The organism is Cardinium endosymbiont of Oedothorax gibbosus, assembly GCF_936981045.1.
In the GTDB taxonomy this organism is placed as follows: Bacteria; Bacteroidota; Bacteroidia; order Cytophagales; family Amoebophilaceae; genus Cardinium.
Map to the genome: position 1 here is coordinate 541,938 of NZ_OW441264.1, position 16,380 is coordinate 558,317.

Below are 16,380 nucleotides of genomic sequence, written 5' to 3' on the forward strand. Positions count from 1 at the left end.
TTTTATAACAAAGCTTAAAACTCTATTGCAACAACCTCAAAGCATTTATACTGGTAAACGCTCCTTTTGTCTTGGTAAACTTCTTAATCTGCCTATGCAAGCTTTCTATAGGATTGGTGGTATAAATTAGCCTTCTGACAGGATCTGAATACTTAAAATAACCAGACAAATGTTCCCAATTATTTTGCCAAGATTTGGTAACCATTGGATACTTCCCCCCCCCCATTTTTCTTCTAATTCCAATAGATAATGCTCAGCAACTTCCTTACTTGAAGCTTGATATATTTGCTTTAAATCAGTTAAAAAACGTTTTACGTCTTTGCTAGCTACATACTTGAGTGAGTTTCGTATCTGATGTACTACACAGACCTGCACTTGTGCATTAGGGAAAACGCTATTTATGGCTGAAGGAAAGCTTTTTAGGCCATCAACACAGGCAATAAGGATATCTTCTACACCTCTTTCCTTAAGCTCGTTAAGTACACCCAACCAGAAGTTAGCCCCCTCACTTTCAGACAAATAAAATCCCAATACTTCTTTTTTACCCTCTTGATCTATGCCTAATAAGGTATACATGCATTTGCTTACACATCTGCCATCTTCTTTTACCTTAAAAAATATCCCATCCATGAAAACTATCGGATAAACTGATTGAAGAGGGCGGTTACGCCATTCATTTATTATCGGTAACAAGCTATCTGTAATAGATGATATTTCAGCAGCTGATACTTTATGATCATAGATCTCTTCAACATGAACGGCTATAGATTTATAGCTCATACCACTAGAAAACATGCTTAAGATCTTGCTTTCCAGCTCAGGATGTAGGCTTGTTTGACGCTTTTTAACTATTTGTGGATCGAAACTACCTGTCCTATCCCTAGGAGTTAGCAGATCAAAGGAACCAGAACTCGTACGTAAAGTTTTAGAGCTTTTGCCATTTCTTCTATTATTTTCTGTTGAATCACTAGATAAATGGTGTGGTATTTCACCTTCTAGACTTGCCTCTAGAAGCTTTTTTATCAGAGGCGTTAAAGCACCACCTTTTCCTGTTAAAGGCTTACCTAAACGGATAGAGCACAAAATATTTTCCTACAGAAATTTGTAATCTACTAAACCAACATAGGAATTGTTCTTATTTTCTTCCATGTCTAAAACCTTTAATGTTTATTTAATTAATTTATAACCTTTTATCGCCTTGACACAGTTTATAGAACACTTCCACTGTCCACTTAAGTGTGTAAATTATTTTTTGGTTTTATTCAATTCTGTTTTCAAATTTAATTAAAAAATGTGCCATAGCCTTGCTCCAGTTATGAATAGAGGTGGTCCATTTTCTAGTCATGTAGTTAATAATTAGATATAATGTTTTAAAAACAGCTAGATCGTTAGGGAACACTCTTTTATTTTTGGTAACTCTACGAAATTGGCTATTTACAGATTCCAAACATTTGTTGTGTAAATGACCTTACGTATGGCATTAGGGTACTGTAAAAATACCATCAGATTATCCCAGTTAGCATACCAAGATTGGGCTATTTATGGGTATTGTTGATTCCACTTAGTAGCAAAAGCTTCTAAGGCCATCAATGCTTCTTGCTCGGTAACTGCTGTATAAATTGGTTTTAAATCAGCAACTAATACCTTTCTATGTTTATAAGAAACATACTGCAAACTACCCCTAATTGCATGAACAACACAGAGCTGATGTTCCGTTTTTGGGTATACAGTAGCAATGGCCTCAGACATGCCTGACAAATTATCTGTACATGCAATGAGCATATCGTTCATACCCCGATTTTTGAGTTCTGTTAAATTGCCTAACCAAAATTTAGCCCCTTCATTTTCACTCATCCAAAGCCCTAAAACATCCTTTATGCCAGATCTATCTATACCTAAAGCGACATAGACTGCCTTGTTGATGATGCGCTTATCTTGTCTAACTTTAACTACAAAGCAATCAAAAAAAACAATAGAATAGACTGATTCTAAGGGACGATTTTGCCATATCTTAACATATTCAATAACAGAGTCTGTGATGTTACTTATCAGGCTTTCACTTACTTCTGCGCCATATAATCCCTGTATTTGAATCTGAATATCTGACAGACTCATACCTTTAGCATATAAAGATAAGATCTTATCATCCAAACCAGAAATTCTTGTTTGACGCTTAGGCAATAAAATAGGTTCAAAAGTCGATGCTCTACCTCTGGGTACTTCAACCGATATAACGCCATTATCAGTAATAACTTGCTTACTGGATAATCCATTACGTACATTCTCTGAATCACTACGTGCATACTTATTATAAACGTGAGTTCGGGATTTATTTGACTGATTTACAACAATTTAATATCAATTATTTAGTTAATATTTGCACTTATTTAACAAATTTTTATATCTAATTTTATAAATATAACATATATAATAAACTGATTACCAGAATTATTTGTTATTCAACTACCTATTTAATTGTCTAATAAAACAAATTTTATAAATTTTCATTGATATTGATTATCAAATGAAAAAATAATCTAATCCCGAACTCACGTTATAACCTAAATGGTCATCCATTTGTGACTGTAATGCTTTTTCTACAAGACGCTTACTTAATTGTTTGAGTAAGTCGTCTTGATCAAAAAGTCTGGAAAGGTCTACACCTGATTCTATCAGTACATCTATGGCCTTGCTTATCCCATCTTTAACTGTTTCTTTTCTTTTCATTGTTTTAAGTGTGATGATTTAGGTAAAGATAAATCCTAAAAAATATTTATACACTTAAAACAAAAGACCCAATCTCTTAGATTTCATCCTTATTTTACAAGGTTTTTATAAAAAATAACGCAAAATTTGGTTATTCTATAATAAAAATTTAATCATATTTATCTTGATTAACAAATAAATATATAATATTTCAGGGACGACTATTTACACAAAAGAGGCCGTTGCAATAGAAAATTTTACATAGTTTTAATATAATAATTCGGACATATTTGTAATGCTTCTAGACTAGAAATATTATTGTTTATGTATTTTTAATACTTAAAAGTAACTATTAGGCGATAATTACCTCTATCTTATAGAAACTTAGTTTTCTATTGCAACGGCCTGCAAAAGTGGTGAATTAGATAGGTCACAGGCTTCCAAATCACTTGCTGAAAAATTTTTAAGAAGATCAACTGGGATTTTGTATATGTATGAGCTTCTTTTCCGTCTTCCTCCGAATATTCTGTTGATATAAATTTCGTCTTTTTGCTCGCAGAGCAAATGCTCACTCTTTTCTTGGGAGAATCTCTCGAATAGACCTTGTGATGTAGGTTGTAGATTTTGATCTAGTGGTCTGTCCTGTCTTGTTGTATTGTTTGATAGTTGCACACTATCTTGTTGATCAGAAGACGATGGCTCAACTTGTTCTTGCATACTATCTTGTTCATCAACGTTGTCTAATCGGCTATTATTAAGTTGGGAATTTGGGCCTGTTACCTTGTCACCATCACGCCTCTCCTCTTTAGGACCGCCTAGCATCATATTTTGGCTTGGTTGAGGCAATCTATTGGTGGATATAGGGCCATGATTTTCCGCTGTACCAAACGTCTGGTTAGTGTTATTACTGCTTCCCAAAGCAGCTTGAGGCATGGTTGAGGGTTGTTCTGGTACAACATATACTTTATTCTGATTGGGTTGTTCCAATACATCGCTACCTTGCGTTTCTGTTTCTGTGTTGTTTCTGTTGTTTGTTTCTGTTGTTTGTTTCTGTGTTTGTTGTGGTTGAGTAGGTGTAGATTGGGTGCCACTATTAAATCTCACCTCTATGGTGCTGTTAGGGTTTGTTGGAGTGACGGTGATAGATGTGCCGTCTTGGTTGGCCTGAAGGTTTGGATCAGTTGTCTCTACATAGAGTATATTGTTCGGCCCAGTGCGCAGTTGGGCATAGGGGCCTACTAATGACATGATTACACATGGCTTTTTCTGACCCATTGGATCTGGTATGGGTAAGTTGCTTTTTTTAATACTGTTGCAATTAGTGGCTATTAAAAAGGTTAAGCAAAAAATATTGTATGAATATAAATTTAATACCATGCATTTAACTAGTATCGGTTATTTTGATTGTTTATATGTGTGTATCTGTTCAAGGCAGTATCCGTTAAGCGCTGTGGCAGAAAGCGCATTTTTTCTAATTTTTTAAGGAAATGCATTAAAACTTACACTTTTATGCTAAAAAAATGGCCTAAAAGTATGCCGGGAAGCAGATTTCCATCACAGTGCTGAACAGGTAGCAAGGCAATGGTAAATTTTTTTCTTATCTTTAGGCCATTTTACTAGATCGCTGAATGGATACATATGTGTTAATTTAGTGTGCTGATTATTAAGAACGTTGTATTGGTAGATAAAATATACCTGTGCATCCAATAGTGTCAACTGCCTTGGCAAACAGCTTCCTAAAGATGTCATTATTTCTGTGTTTTTTTTATTTTTAGGTGGTTGAGATTTTTTTAATAAATTCGTTTCTTTTATTTCTTGTGCATTTGCTTTTTATTGTTTCTTTTTATTGTTTTCCGATCGCCTTCTTCTGGATTATCGGATTTGTTTTGTCCGATGTTTTATTATTCTAACTGTTAAGTTGTTGTGTACTTTGGCTTTCTTGTTTTTGTCCGCTAGTTTCTAATGCGGTGTGGGATTTGTTTTGTTCCGATGTTTTATTATCCACACTGTCAACTATGACCTGTGCTTGGTTGTCTTTGCCCTGCTGTTGTTGTTCCTGTTGTATTGTTGTTGCATTATCCCCATCTATATCTGCAATTAGTCTATCTGTTAGTCTATTTTTGCATTCAGCTCCACTTAAAACTACTATAGCAAAGTACAATACAGTACGCTTTGAAAATATTTTTATGTTGTGTTCCATTTTTAATAAGGTTTTCGTATGGGTTTCTATTGGTTTAATCGATGCTTATATAGCTACCATCTAAGGCATAAGCCTATAAACTGGAGCTTGCAACACTTCATTTAGATAGCAATTTTAAGTAATTTTATATAATTATACAAGTATCCCATATGGAAATTTTATATCATTTTTAAGTAGCAGAGTATTTGTATACTGCAATACAATTGGATAAATAAAGATTTTTGGTTCTGTCGCTTCTATATTTTCGTTAGTAACGTCTTTTCTTTTAAGTGAAGTTTTGGATATATATTGGGTATTATTCGGCCATTAGCATAACAAAATTCTAAAAAGTAGAAAGAGGGTCTTTTGTTTTAAGTGTGTAAATATTTTTTAGGATTTATCTTTACCTAAATCATAACACTTAAAACAATGAAAAGAAAAGAGACAGTTAAAGATGGGATAAGCAAGGCCATAGATGTACTGATAGAATCAGGTGTAGACCTTTCCAGACTTTTTGATCAAGACGGCTTACTCAAACAATTAAGTAAGCGTCTTGTAGAAAAAGCATTATATGCTAAAGGTATGAGTCTATCAGATATTCAGATTCAAATACAGGAATTATATGGCGCAGAAGTAAGTGAAAGCCTGATAAGTAACATCACAGACTCTGTTATTGAAGATATTAAGATATGGCAAAATCGTCCCTTAGAATCAGTCTATTCTATTGTTTTTTTTGATTGCTTTGTAGTTAAAGTTAGACAAGATAAGCGCATCATCAACAAGGCAGTCTATGTCGCTTTAGGTATAGATAGATCTGGCATAAAGGATGTTTTAGGGCTTTGGATGAGTGAAAATGAAGGGGCTAAATTTTGGTTAGGCAATTTGACAGAACTCAAAAATCGGGGTATGAACGATATGCTCATTGCATGTACAGATAATTTGTCAGGCATGTCTGAGGCCATTGCTGCTGTATACCCAAAAACGGAACATCAGCTCTGTATTGTTCATGCAATTAGGGGTAGTTTGCAGTATGTTTCTTATAAACATAGAAAGGTATTAGTTGCTGATTTAAAACCAATTTATACAGCAGTTACCGAGCAAGAAGCATTGATGGCCTTAGAAGCTTTTGCTACTAAGTGGAATCAACAATACCCATAAATAGCCCAATCTTGGTATGCTAACTGGGATAATCTGATGGTATTTTTACAGTACCCTAATGCCATACGTAAGGTCATTTACACAACAAATGTTTGGAATCTGTAAATAGCCAATTTCGTAGAGTTACCAAAAATAAAAGAGTGTTCCCTAACGATCTAGCTGTTTTTAAAACATTATATCTAACTATTAACTACATGACTAGAAAATGGACCACCTCTATTCATAACTGGAGCGAGGCTATGGCACATTTTTTAATTAAATTTGAAAACAGAATTGAATAAAACCAAAAAAATAATTTACACACTTAAGTGGACAGAGCCGGGGTGACTGATCTAAGTAATTAATAAGCGCTTTATGCCCTTTATCATCATTACTAAATTTTTGATATATAAGCTTAGTTTGTGAATTATAGATGCATACATCAAGCGATTTTTTGCTTACATCCAATCCTAATATTGTATTCATGGTATATTATAATTAAATTTCTTTATTCTTATTCGTACAAGAAAGTTAAACAACTTCTTCTGCTATTTATGCAAAGAAAAAATAATTATAAGCAGGTGCTTACTCTTTCTTCGACTATTAAAATAAAGTCCAGTTACTCTCAAGTAACCTGCTTATCAATATAGTTTTCTGTTTGGTTAACCTAAACCACATGCGCTTGATCAACATTTCAACTACCCTCATCTATAAGTTGTTATTTAATACTAAGATATAAGATACATGTTTATTTTCCGATTCAAGCTGTTGAATTAGTAAAACCTCCTCCATCTATACGAGCAAAAGTTAAGCAGCCCAATCATGTTACCATTCGTGCACCATTTTACGCAAGCCGATCCAACACTTGATCTGCATGGTTTCAACAAAGCGCAAGCACTGTTGGCATTAGAAAAATTTCTATATCGTTCATTGCTATTGGGTCATAGTCGATTAAAAATCATCCATGGGCGGGGAAGGGGCATTTTGCGTAGTGTCATACGAGACTATTTATAAGGAACACCCCTTATGGCTGGTATGACAATAGTTGAAATATAGTGTTCCTTTTGATGAAACCTATTATCTTCGCATATAAATTTTTTTTTAAACCAGCTTTTAAAAATGACCCTAACCATTAATGACTATTCAGCAGATAATATTCAAATCCTAAAAGGGCTAGAAGCGGTTCGAAAACGTCCTGCCATGTACATTGGGGATGTAGGCATAAAGGGATTACACCATCTTGTTTGGGAGGTAGTAGACAACTCTATTGATGAGTCTTTAGCAGGCTATTGCACTAAAATTGGCATTACCATCCACGAGAATAATGCTATTACTGTATGGGATGATGGTCGTGGTATCCCTACTGAGATACATCCAAAAGAACAAAAATCAGCCTTGGAAGTGGTCATGACCGTATTGCATGCAGGTGGTAAATTTGACAAGGATACCTATAAAATTTCTGGAGGCTTGCATGGTGTAGGGGTTTCCTGTGTTAACGCATTATCCGCTCACTTAGAGGTTACCGTATACCGAAATGGAAAGATCTACAAACAAGCATATGCCCAAGGCATTCCACGTTACCCTGTTAAAGAAATAGGTACTACAGACCTACGTGGTACTACGGTGTATTTTGTTCCAGATAGCTCTATTTTTACCACTACAGTCTATAACCTCTATACTATTGCAGGTAGACTACAAGAACTGGCCTATTTAAATGTAGGGCTAAAGATGCAACTAGAGGATCACCGTGAACGAGATGCGCAAGGCAATCCTTTCAGGCAAACCTTTCACTCTGAAGGGGGGCTACTGGAGTTTGTGGCCCACTTGGACAGCACTAAGGCTTCTATTATGCCTGCCCCTATTCTTGTAGAAGGGGAAAAAAATAATGTAATGGTACAGGTTGCAATGACCTACAATACAGGCTATTCTGAAACCGTAGTCTCCTATGTTAATAACATACATACTATCGAAGGGGGCATGCATGTCACTGGATTTAAAAGAGCCTTAACCCGCACTTTAAAAAGCTATGCAGATAAATCTGGTTTATTAGAGAAAGCCAAAATAGAGATCATTGGAGATGACTTTCGAGAAGGTTTAACCGCTGTAATCTGTGTAAAGGTAGCAGAGCCTCAGTTTGAAGGGCAAACGAAAACCAAACTAGGGAATGCAGAGGTACAAGGCGCTGTAGAAAGCTGTGTAGCCGAAGTATTACATTACTACTTAGAAGAACACCCCAAGGAAGCGAAACTAATTATTAATAAAGTTATCATAGCAGCCCAAGCCCGACAAGCGGCCCGAAAAGCACGTGAAATGGTCCAACGCAAAAATGTGTTGATAAGCAACAGCTTGCCTGGTAAATTAGCAGATTGTTCCGAACGGGACCCTGCTCTTTGTGAGCTATTTTTGGTAGAGGGTGATTCCGCTGGCGGTACAGCTAAAATGGGTAGAAACAGAAGATTCCAAGCCATTCTTCCCTTAAAGGGTAAAATTCTAAATGTAGAAAAAGCACAAGCATACAAAATATATGATAATGAGCAAGTTAGAAATATGATCACTGCACTAGGCGTCACCATGGGCACAGATGGGAATGATCAAGCGATGCATCTAGATAAATTACGCTACCATAAAATTGTGATTATGACTGATGCAGATGTAGATGGAAGCCATATTCGTACCCTTATTTTAACCTTTTTCTTCCGTTATATGCGGGACATTATAGAAAAGGGATACCTTTATATTGCCTCTCCCCCACTCTACCTGGTGAAACGAGACAAAGAAGAGCAGTATTGCTGGACAGAATCAGACAAAGAAGAATGGGTAACCCAATTTAGCCTTAAAGATGGAAAAGTGGATGCCGTATTTGTACAGCGTTATAAAGGTTTGGGTGAGATGAATGAAATCCAACTCTGGGATACCACTATGAACCCAACCCGCCGCAACCTAAAACAGGTAACCATAGCCTCTGCACTGGCTGCAGAACACCTATTTTCCATGTTAATGGGCGATGAAGTACCGCCTCGTAGAGAATTTATAGAACGTTATGCTAAATATGCTAAACTGGATATTTAGATTTCAACTGATTGGTCATTTGGTCACCCTATTGGCAGGGTATTATAATTGTATGTTTTCATAGCTTTATTGAGTGAAAATTTGTAAATTTCGATAGAGTAGTTCATTTTTATTTAACGGTTTAACACTTTAATAAAAGTAACATTATGTTTAAAAATGCATATTGCCTAGTGTTGGGCGTGGTATTAGGCTCTGTATTGGGTTTTTTAGTCTGCGATGATACCAAGAAAAAAATCACCAAAGCCATCCACAATAAAGCCAAGCGGCTTTCTGGTTGTGTTAGGTCATCTTCTGAAAAAGTCGAGGAAGCCATTCATGGGGTTAAAAGCGCTGTTAAGGGATAACCTAACTAAGACTAATGGAATGCAATAGGGAATCAAAAAACCGTTGGTTTATTGATTCCCTTACCGCACGCACTTAATCCCTGTAATCTATGTCTAAAAAATTATTATTAGGTTGGGGTACACTTTTGGGTGGGCTTTCTGTATGGCTTTTTATATCTAATACAGGTAAAACAAAGATTAAAGAGGAGCTATATGATGTTATGAAACGGGCTTCCTTATCTATTATAGCCAAGTGTCTATTGAAACCTTGGATAAAAAAGATCGCTCCTCTACTATTTTAGTACTGAATGAACCATAGATTAAAACTATATGCGTTGTACGTTTGTATTATAAGATTACTATAACAAAGGGCTAGAACAAGGCCTCCGTTCAGCCATATGGAAACGCTGTACTCCGAAAAAGAAAAAAACGGCTCCTTGTACAAGTTGCAATCAGGAAGTGTGCCTTTAAAGATGACCAGAAAATCAGTTTAATGGGGCTGCGGCGTGGCTTCTGGCTTTCCAGCTTTAAGGGTAGACCTACTTTTGCATTCCTTCTAATAACCAAAAGTTGAAGTGACCATATTTAGTACCTCAGCCTATTTTTTGCATATCTATGCAAAACCTAAAAGCCATCAAGACAAACTTGAATACTGGATAAAGGAAGGAAACAAGTATATATTACAGCTCCGTATTATGGCCCCTCCTGAAGGGGTTAAAGCCAACAAAGCCATTATCGCACTATTAGCTAAAACATTGGATATAGCCAAAAGCAATATTACTTTAATAAGTGGTGCTACTGCACGCCACAAAACTTTTAAGATCGCACCATGGTCTGCTCTATTGGCTGAGAAATTACCGAAGCGGACCCTATTGCCTACGCTTTTTTAATATCGTTCAGTCAATGGGGGGCTTAAGAAAAATATATTTTATTGCAGCTGCGTGTATAAACCACTGGTATGGCGCCTGTATCTGTTTAAGTCAGTGGTACATAATGTTTTTATTCACAAATTAACTGATGCTCAAACTCTAAGTTTACACGACCGTAAGCCCTCCAGCCTTTATAAGGCATAACCTGACTATAAAAAAGCCATAGTTTCTTAAACTTTTCGTCTATGTGTTCTGCCTTTCCAAATACTACTCGATGGCCACCTATTTGCGCACCAAGCATGATTTTACCATTCGTTTCTACTTGTAAGCTTGTAATCTGCCGTCTCCAAAAGGCATCCTGATAGATGTAGTGTAACAACGCCAATAATCCCTGATCGCATAACTTTTTGTTTTCTGTCGCTATATGGTCACCAGTCACAACAAGCAGTCGAAGTAGTGGTAGATCTTTAAGCGCTATCAAGCCACCTTGTTCATCCAGATAGATCTGCGCAACATTTGGCGCCATTAGGCTAATGATACGGGCAATAAAATATTTGGTTTCTAAACAGATTTTTAAAGTACCGCTCCAAGTTTTATAAACCAATACATTCTTTATAAGCGGGTGGCTTTTAAGTTGATGTTGTATGGCATAAGCGTTAATATTTTTTAGTGGCGTCTTACGTAAAGAGATGTGATGCGTTGATTGCAATAGATCAACTATATCCTTGGGCGTTATAAAAGATTGTTCTGGATCACTCTTGATAGCTATTTCTATATCTTTGCATACTAAAGTAGCATGCTTTTTTTGCGCAAATAATAGCGACAAGCATAGACCAATTGTTAAAAATAAAGTGACTACCCTGCTTACTATTTGACCCATTTTGATGATGTATAGCCTATGATCCTAGGTAGATCCTTATTGGGTTACGATGCGAAAAAAAAGATCCAAATCATAAAAAGAAGAGGAAGCAAAATAGGTAGAGAAAACCGAACCATATAGTGGCCGAAAGAAGGCATGGTGATGCCTGCTTGCTCCGCAATAGCTTTAACCATAAAGTTAGGACCATTGCCAATATAGGTCATGGCACCAAAAAAAACGGAAGCTAAGGCAATCGCACTTAATCGAATGACTGAATCAGGGTAGATGCCTCCTGTTGCATAGGCTTGCACATTGGCTACCATTTGAACACTTGCCCCTTGTGCGGCCATGCTGGCCGCTACAAAGTTTAGATAGGTAGGTGCATTATCCAAAACAGAGGAAAAAAATCCGGTCCCCCAGTATAAAGTAGTAGGCGTAATCAACGGTTTGCCCATTTCAGATGCAGCAAATCTACCAATTAATTCAAGTGCCGGAATCATGGTACCGAAAATACCTATAAAGATTAGACAGACCTCATTTAAAGGCGCAAAACTAAATCCATTCGATAGCAGTACCTGTTTGTTGGTAGTATAATAGGCAAGAGTGGCTACGGTCAGCATCATCAACTCACGTACAAAAGAAATAGGATGGCCATGGTAATCAATAGTAGGCAACCAAGAGAAAATGGTTGGATCTAAAAAGACGGCACCAATAATTATGACCAACCAAATTATATTTTTACCACCTGCCATAGAGATGCTTCCTTGGTAAGCCTTACCATCTAACACTACCTTATTGCTGCGCTCAAAAAAGTAAAAAATAGATAACAGCATCAAAAGGGCCACCAGCCAAGGCAGACTATTGTGTATTAAAGTCCATTCAAAAGGTACCCCTTTGAGAAACCCTAGAAACAAGGGGGGATCTCCAATAGGTGTTAATGCGCCCCCTATATTGCTAACGATAAAGATGAAAAAGACAACATGGTAGACTTTAATGCGGTCTTTATTTAAGTCTAGATAAGGACGTATGAAAAGCATAGAAGCACCCGTTGTCCCAATTAAATTGGCAAATAAGGCCCCTATGAAGAGTAAAATCATGTTGGCCAGTGGGGTAGCACGTGCATGTACTTTAATGGCAATACCACCGGTTGCAATGTATAAAGCAGTAATCAAAGCCATAAACTGTATGTATTCCACTGCTGCTTCTATAGGCTTTATCTTATTTTCCAGCACGATACAATAGTAAGCCATCACAAAAGTAGCCAACAATATGGCTACCTTTGGATAATGTTTGTGCCAAAAATCAGCGAAAAAAAGTGGACCAGTAGCAATCATCAACAATAAACCTATAAAAGGCATGGCCAACCAAAATGGAGGAGCCATTAGGCTACTACCTGCAGCAGTACCACACTGGATTCCATTTGATAGCGTAGCCATAGCAGTTTTATGGCATAATAATGGTAGCATAGCAAACATAGATTCTAGGTTTTATGGTAAGCCTATCGCAATAACTAAGCACAAGCAATATACTTAAAGTTATAGGTAAAATCACTATATTCACCAGGGATTAAGTAAAAAAGCAATAGCCTAGCCAACCAGCCTATGCAACGCTCTTTATTTAGTTATTATTTTGAACATTATGATTGTCAAAACAAAAAAGTATAAAATGTCGAACAGCCTTTATGTAAAATTAGGGCTACAAAATATTTTACGCATGCAGTGGTGGATTTTCCCTCTGCTTGCTCTTTTTACGAGCAGTACCTTTTTTATAAAAACGATCTGGTTTGTGGTGATTGGCATGATAGGTTTTACCTGTTATCTAATTTTTTGGGTGATTCAATTGTATGGACTTACCCAGATAGATACCAATCGTCCTATGTTTGAACGCGTAACTTATGCAATCAATAACCAGCATCTGATGATGCAGATCAATGCAAAACAAACGATGCCCATACCATGGATAGACATTAAAAAGGCTTATAAGAAAAAAGGATACTTTTTATTGGTATTATCTAAGGTTCAGTTTTTTTATCTTCCATTTAAAATCTTTCATGGGGATAATGAGATTAAATTTTTTACAACTGTATTGCAGCGCAAAGGGATATTGAGGTAACCACTGCTTGCAATGGAACACTATTTTGATCCTATCTTATTAGGCGGTAAATTCGTAGCCGTGATGGGTATGTGGATAATATCTAATGTAAATGGTTTGTATAAATGGCAATTCTTGCAAATATTAGAAAGAGTGGTAATACTTTTGTTGTTATAGTAGTCTCTTGTTTGGTGGTCATGTTTTTGGGTGATCGGCTGGAACGTATAGCCCCTTATCTTTTTAGTAGCAAAGATCAAATTGGTAGGCTATTTGGTAAGAAAATCAGTTATATGGATTACCGAAAATCTTATGAAGCCATTTATCAGCATTTTGCCAGTCAAGGTAAGCAACAAGCAAGAGAAGATCAGATTCGTGATTATGCATGGCGTCAATTGATTGAGCGCCTGCTTTATATCAAGGAAATACAACAGGCTGGCATTGCAGTAGGTAGCCAAGAGCTGGTCGATTTGGTGCAGGGTAACCACATTGATTCTGAGCTGCTCGACGCTTTTAAGGACCCTAAAACAGCTGCATTTGATAAGCAAAAATTATTGACCTATCTCAATAACTTATCTAAACGTGAACAAGAATGGTGGTATCAGGTTGAAAAAGGACTTGCCCTAAAAAGGGCCAAACAGAAGTTACATCAACTCATGGCACAAAGTTGCTTTACTAGCACATTGGAAGCGGAGCAAACTGCACAACATTCCAGCCAGTTTTGTAATGTAGATTATCTCTATATTCCCTTTACGTCGGTTAAAGATGATTTGGTACCACTGAGCCATCAACAATTACGAGATTACATGGCTGCCCATAAAAACCATTATATATCTTTATCAGAAAGCAGAACCATTGAGTATATTACTGTTCCTATTCAAGCAGATGAAAAGGATAATTCTGATTTTCAAAAAGATCTAAACTCCCTTGTGACTCAATTTGCCACTACAACTGATCCTTATACTTTTGCCAAACAGCATACAGATGGTCATCTTGCAGATACACGTTTGGTTTCTACAGCTGATACGTTGCCTAATGCCTTTGCAACCATAAAGCATACTTTAAAAGAAGGTATGGTGGTAGGGCCCGTCGTGAATGATCCGTTCCATACCTTGTATAAACTGATTAAAAAAGAGAAAGACCATTATGAAATAGCTGTCATTGAGAAAAAGACCATGATCAGTGACCATACACGTAATAAGCATTTTAGGCAGGTAATGCATCTTACTGGTTCAGTAAAAAAATGGGATGATTTCAAAAAATTAGCTACCAATGCGCACTTATCCATTCAGAAAGAGACCCTTATGCCCTCTGATGCCTCTATCGGTGCGTATGCAGATGCCCGAAAGGTAGTGCGCTGGTTATACAATGAGGCTATTGTAGGTAAGGTTTCCCAGCTTTTTGATCTGGGGAATGCCTATCTATTAGCGGTTATGGTGGATCAGGTAAAAGCAGGTGATTTAGTTCCTTTAGATTCAGTTTTTCAAAAAGTATATAAAAAAGTGCTTCATCAAGAAAAATCTAAAGTAATTTTAGATAAACTCAAACAAATTAAAGCTACTGCGCTACAAGATATAGCAGAACAGTATGGTGAGGGTATAACCGTACAATCGGTGGAACGATTGCGCTTTTTGGAAAATGACGACCCTCATCTTAAACAAGCCGAAGCTTTTGTAGGAAAATGTTTTGGCTTAAGGTTAAATGTTATAAGTGATCCGGTTATTGATGATACAGGCATTTTCATTGCTTGTGTAAAACACAAGGATAGAGCAGCCACACAAGAAAAGTATAATGAACGGATGATGCAGATAGAACGATGGATGCAACCCTATTATGTTAGTAATGCGATGGAAGAATTGGCACAAATTACCGATGAAAGATATAAAGTTGAATAAGCTGGTTGATCCATAGCCTACTCATCCTTATACAGGTTGCTATGGAATGGCCCAATTTAATCAGTTTCATTTAAAATTAAACCATTAGCCATAATGGTCAAAGTAGGTTGGCCCTTATATCTATAGCGCTCAATAAGCGTAGATGTCATTTAACGCCTCAACCATTATTGTTTTAATAACCCTATTGTTACAGACAAATTAATTTTTCCATATCACAATTTTTTATTAGATGCTCTATATTATATGTACGATATATTTATTCTAAAGGAACAGTTGGCTAGTCCTAAGCAGGTTGCAGTGGTCATGCATGCTAGGCCTGATGGGGATGCACTTGGGACTTCGTTAGCTTTGGCTTTATTCCTAAGAGAACAGGGGCATTCCGTTCATGTAATTACGCCAACCGAATATCCTAGTTTTCTATCTTGGCTGCCAGGGGTAGATTCTGTAGTAATAGCTGCCCACCACACACGGGAAACCTTACTGGCGCAAATAAAGGAGATAGATCTACTATTTTGTGTGGATTTTTCTACTGCTAGCCGCTTGGATGAATGGGCATATCTATTGAAGCGACCCGATGTATTTAAGATTATTATTGATCATCATACAGAACCTGAAAATTTTGCAGACCTTTTATTATGGGATCCTAAAGCAGCTGCTAGTGCAGAGGTGTTGTTTCAAATTTTTGAAGCATTAGAACAGAAAGAAAAGATCACCCTTTCCGTTGCCACTTGTTTGTATACCGGTCTTGTAACCGATACCAACTCGTTTAAAAATCCAAACACCAGACCTATAACGCATCGCATTGCAGCAGATTTGATAGAATATGGTGTAGATCCTTTTAGAGTACAATGGCTTATTTATGACAATAAACCGCTTAGTAGGTTGCATTTTTTTAGTTTTGCAATTAGTCAACGTTTGGTTGTGCTACCCGAATTGCATGTAGCCTACTTTGTTATTCAAAAAGACGATTACAAAAGATACGACTTAAAGAGTGGCGATACGGAAGGATTGGTAGATTATGCACTTTCCCTACAAGGGATATCGCTAGCTGCTGTGCTAAAGGAAAAAGATGAAATGGTATATCTTTCCCTGCGATCTGTTGGCGACCTACCAGCCAACTTAATTGCCAAGAAATACTTTAATGGCGGAGGACATAAGAATGCTGCAGGAGGTATTTCCCATTTAAGTTTAACTGAAACAGTGGACCGATTTGAAAAAATATTAAAAGAGCTTCCATTTAATTTTTAATTAAAAT

The 16,380-nt window shown here is 36.7% G+C and carries 17 protein-coding genes and 1 pseudogene; 10 read left to right on the forward strand and 8 right to left on the reverse strand.

Annotated features, from left to right (window positions below; all coding sequences use genetic code 11):
- Window positions 1–37: 37 nt before the first annotated feature.
- From NBW36_RS02470 to NBW36_RS02490, 6 genes and pseudogenes are all read right to left on the reverse strand, one after another.
- A pseudogene (locus NBW36_RS02470) lies at window positions 38–1,149 on the reverse strand (IS256 family transposase); the annotation flags it as partial.
- Window positions 1,150–1,258: 109 nt separating this feature from the next.
- Window positions 1,259–1,399 (reverse strand): hypothetical protein, encoded by a 141-nt coding sequence (locus tag NBW36_RS05560; protein ID WP_369127320.1) that lies wholly within the window; start codon window positions 1,397–1,399, stop codon window positions 1,259–1,261.
- A 140-nt stretch (window positions 1,400–1,539) separates the two neighbouring features.
- Complete coding sequence (locus NBW36_RS02475) at window positions 1,540–2,352, reverse strand: IS256 family transposase (RefSeq protein ID WP_252393352.1); 813 nt, start codon at window positions 2,350–2,352, stop codon at window positions 1,540–1,542.
- A gap of 168 nt (window positions 2,353–2,520) precedes the next feature.
- Window positions 2,521–2,727, reverse strand: coding sequence for a transposase (locus tag NBW36_RS02480; protein ID WP_250238985.1), 207 nt, complete (start codon window positions 2,725–2,727; stop codon window positions 2,521–2,523).
- Window positions 2,728–3,090: 363 nt separating this feature from the next.
- Window positions 3,091–3,981: a hypothetical protein gene (locus NBW36_RS02485; protein WP_250238987.1), complete on the reverse strand. Its 891-nt coding sequence runs from the start codon at window positions 3,979–3,981 to the stop codon at window positions 3,091–3,093.
- A gap of 631 nt (window positions 3,982–4,612) precedes the next feature.
- Complete coding sequence (locus NBW36_RS02490; RefSeq protein ID WP_250238988.1) at window positions 4,613–4,906, reverse strand: hypothetical protein; 294 nt, start codon at window positions 4,904–4,906, stop codon at window positions 4,613–4,615.
- Between the two features lie 408 nt (window positions 4,907–5,314).
- Between NBW36_RS02490 and NBW36_RS02495 the strand changes: the two genes are divergently transcribed.
- The 7 genes from NBW36_RS02495 to NBW36_RS02520 all read left to right on the forward strand — a co-directional run bounded on the left by NBW36_RS02495 (window position 5,315) and on the right by NBW36_RS02520 (window position 10,304).
- Window positions 5,315–6,043 (forward strand): IS256 family transposase, encoded by a 729-nt coding sequence (locus NBW36_RS02495; protein ID WP_252393351.1) that lies wholly within the window; start codon window positions 5,315–5,317, stop codon window positions 6,041–6,043.
- A 140-nt stretch (window positions 6,044–6,183) separates the two neighbouring features.
- On the forward strand, window positions 6,184–6,324 hold the full coding sequence (locus NBW36_RS05565; protein WP_369127318.1) for a hypothetical protein: 141 nt from the start codon (window positions 6,184–6,186) through the stop codon (window positions 6,322–6,324).
- A gap of 520 nt (window positions 6,325–6,844) precedes the next feature.
- Entirely contained in the window at window positions 6,845–7,036 is a 192-nt protein-coding gene (locus NBW36_RS02500) for a Smr/MutS family protein (RefSeq protein WP_250238990.1), read from the forward strand.
- 105 nt (window positions 7,037–7,141) lie between these two features.
- Window positions 7,142–9,091, forward strand: coding sequence for a DNA topoisomerase (ATP-hydrolyzing) subunit B (gyrB, locus tag NBW36_RS02505; protein WP_250238992.1), 1,950 nt, complete (start codon window positions 7,142–7,144; stop codon window positions 9,089–9,091).
- Window positions 9,092–9,237: 146 nt separating this feature from the next.
- Window positions 9,238–9,435: a hypothetical protein gene (locus tag NBW36_RS02510; protein WP_250238994.1), complete on the forward strand. Its 198-nt coding sequence runs from the start codon at window positions 9,238–9,240 to the stop codon at window positions 9,433–9,435.
- A gap of 89 nt (window positions 9,436–9,524) precedes the next feature.
- Window positions 9,525–9,716 (forward strand): hypothetical protein, encoded by a 192-nt coding sequence (locus tag NBW36_RS02515; RefSeq protein ID WP_250238996.1) that lies wholly within the window; start codon window positions 9,525–9,527, stop codon window positions 9,714–9,716.
- Between the two features lie 273 nt (window positions 9,717–9,989).
- Window positions 9,990–10,304, forward strand: coding sequence for a DUF167 domain-containing protein (locus tag NBW36_RS02520; RefSeq protein ID WP_250238998.1), 315 nt, complete (start codon window positions 9,990–9,992; stop codon window positions 10,302–10,304).
- 109 nt (window positions 10,305–10,413) lie between these two features.
- Here NBW36_RS02520 and NBW36_RS02525 read toward each other — a convergent pair whose 3' ends face one another.
- The gene (locus NBW36_RS02525) at window positions 10,414–11,163 is read right to left on the reverse strand and encodes a cell division protein FtsQ/DivIB (RefSeq protein WP_250239000.1); all 750 of its coding nucleotides are present in this window, start codon (window positions 11,161–11,163) and stop codon (window positions 10,414–10,416) included.
- A 44-nt stretch (window positions 11,164–11,207) separates the two neighbouring features.
- Window positions 11,208–12,608, reverse strand: coding sequence for a sodium:proton antiporter (locus tag NBW36_RS02530; RefSeq protein ID WP_250239002.1), 1,401 nt, complete (start codon window positions 12,606–12,608; stop codon window positions 11,208–11,210).
- 172 nt (window positions 12,609–12,780) lie between these two features.
- On the opposite strand from NBW36_RS02530, the gene NBW36_RS02535 reads away from it, so the two are divergent.
- From NBW36_RS02535 to NBW36_RS02545, 3 genes are all read left to right on the forward strand, one after another.
- A complete protein-coding gene (locus NBW36_RS02535; RefSeq protein ID WP_250239003.1) occupies window positions 12,781–13,254 on the forward strand; it encodes a YcxB family protein in 474 nt (157 codons plus the stop codon).
- A gap of 104 nt (window positions 13,255–13,358) precedes the next feature.
- Window positions 13,359–15,125: a SurA N-terminal domain-containing protein gene (locus NBW36_RS02540; RefSeq protein ID WP_250239005.1), complete on the forward strand. Its 1,767-nt coding sequence runs from the start codon at window positions 13,359–13,361 to the stop codon at window positions 15,123–15,125.
- Window positions 15,126–15,368: 243 nt separating this feature from the next.
- The gene (locus NBW36_RS02545; protein WP_250239007.1) at window positions 15,369–16,373 is read left to right on the forward strand and encodes a DHH family phosphoesterase; all 1,005 of its coding nucleotides are present in this window, start codon (window positions 15,369–15,371) and stop codon (window positions 16,371–16,373) included.
- Window positions 16,374–16,380: the final 7 nt, after the last annotated feature.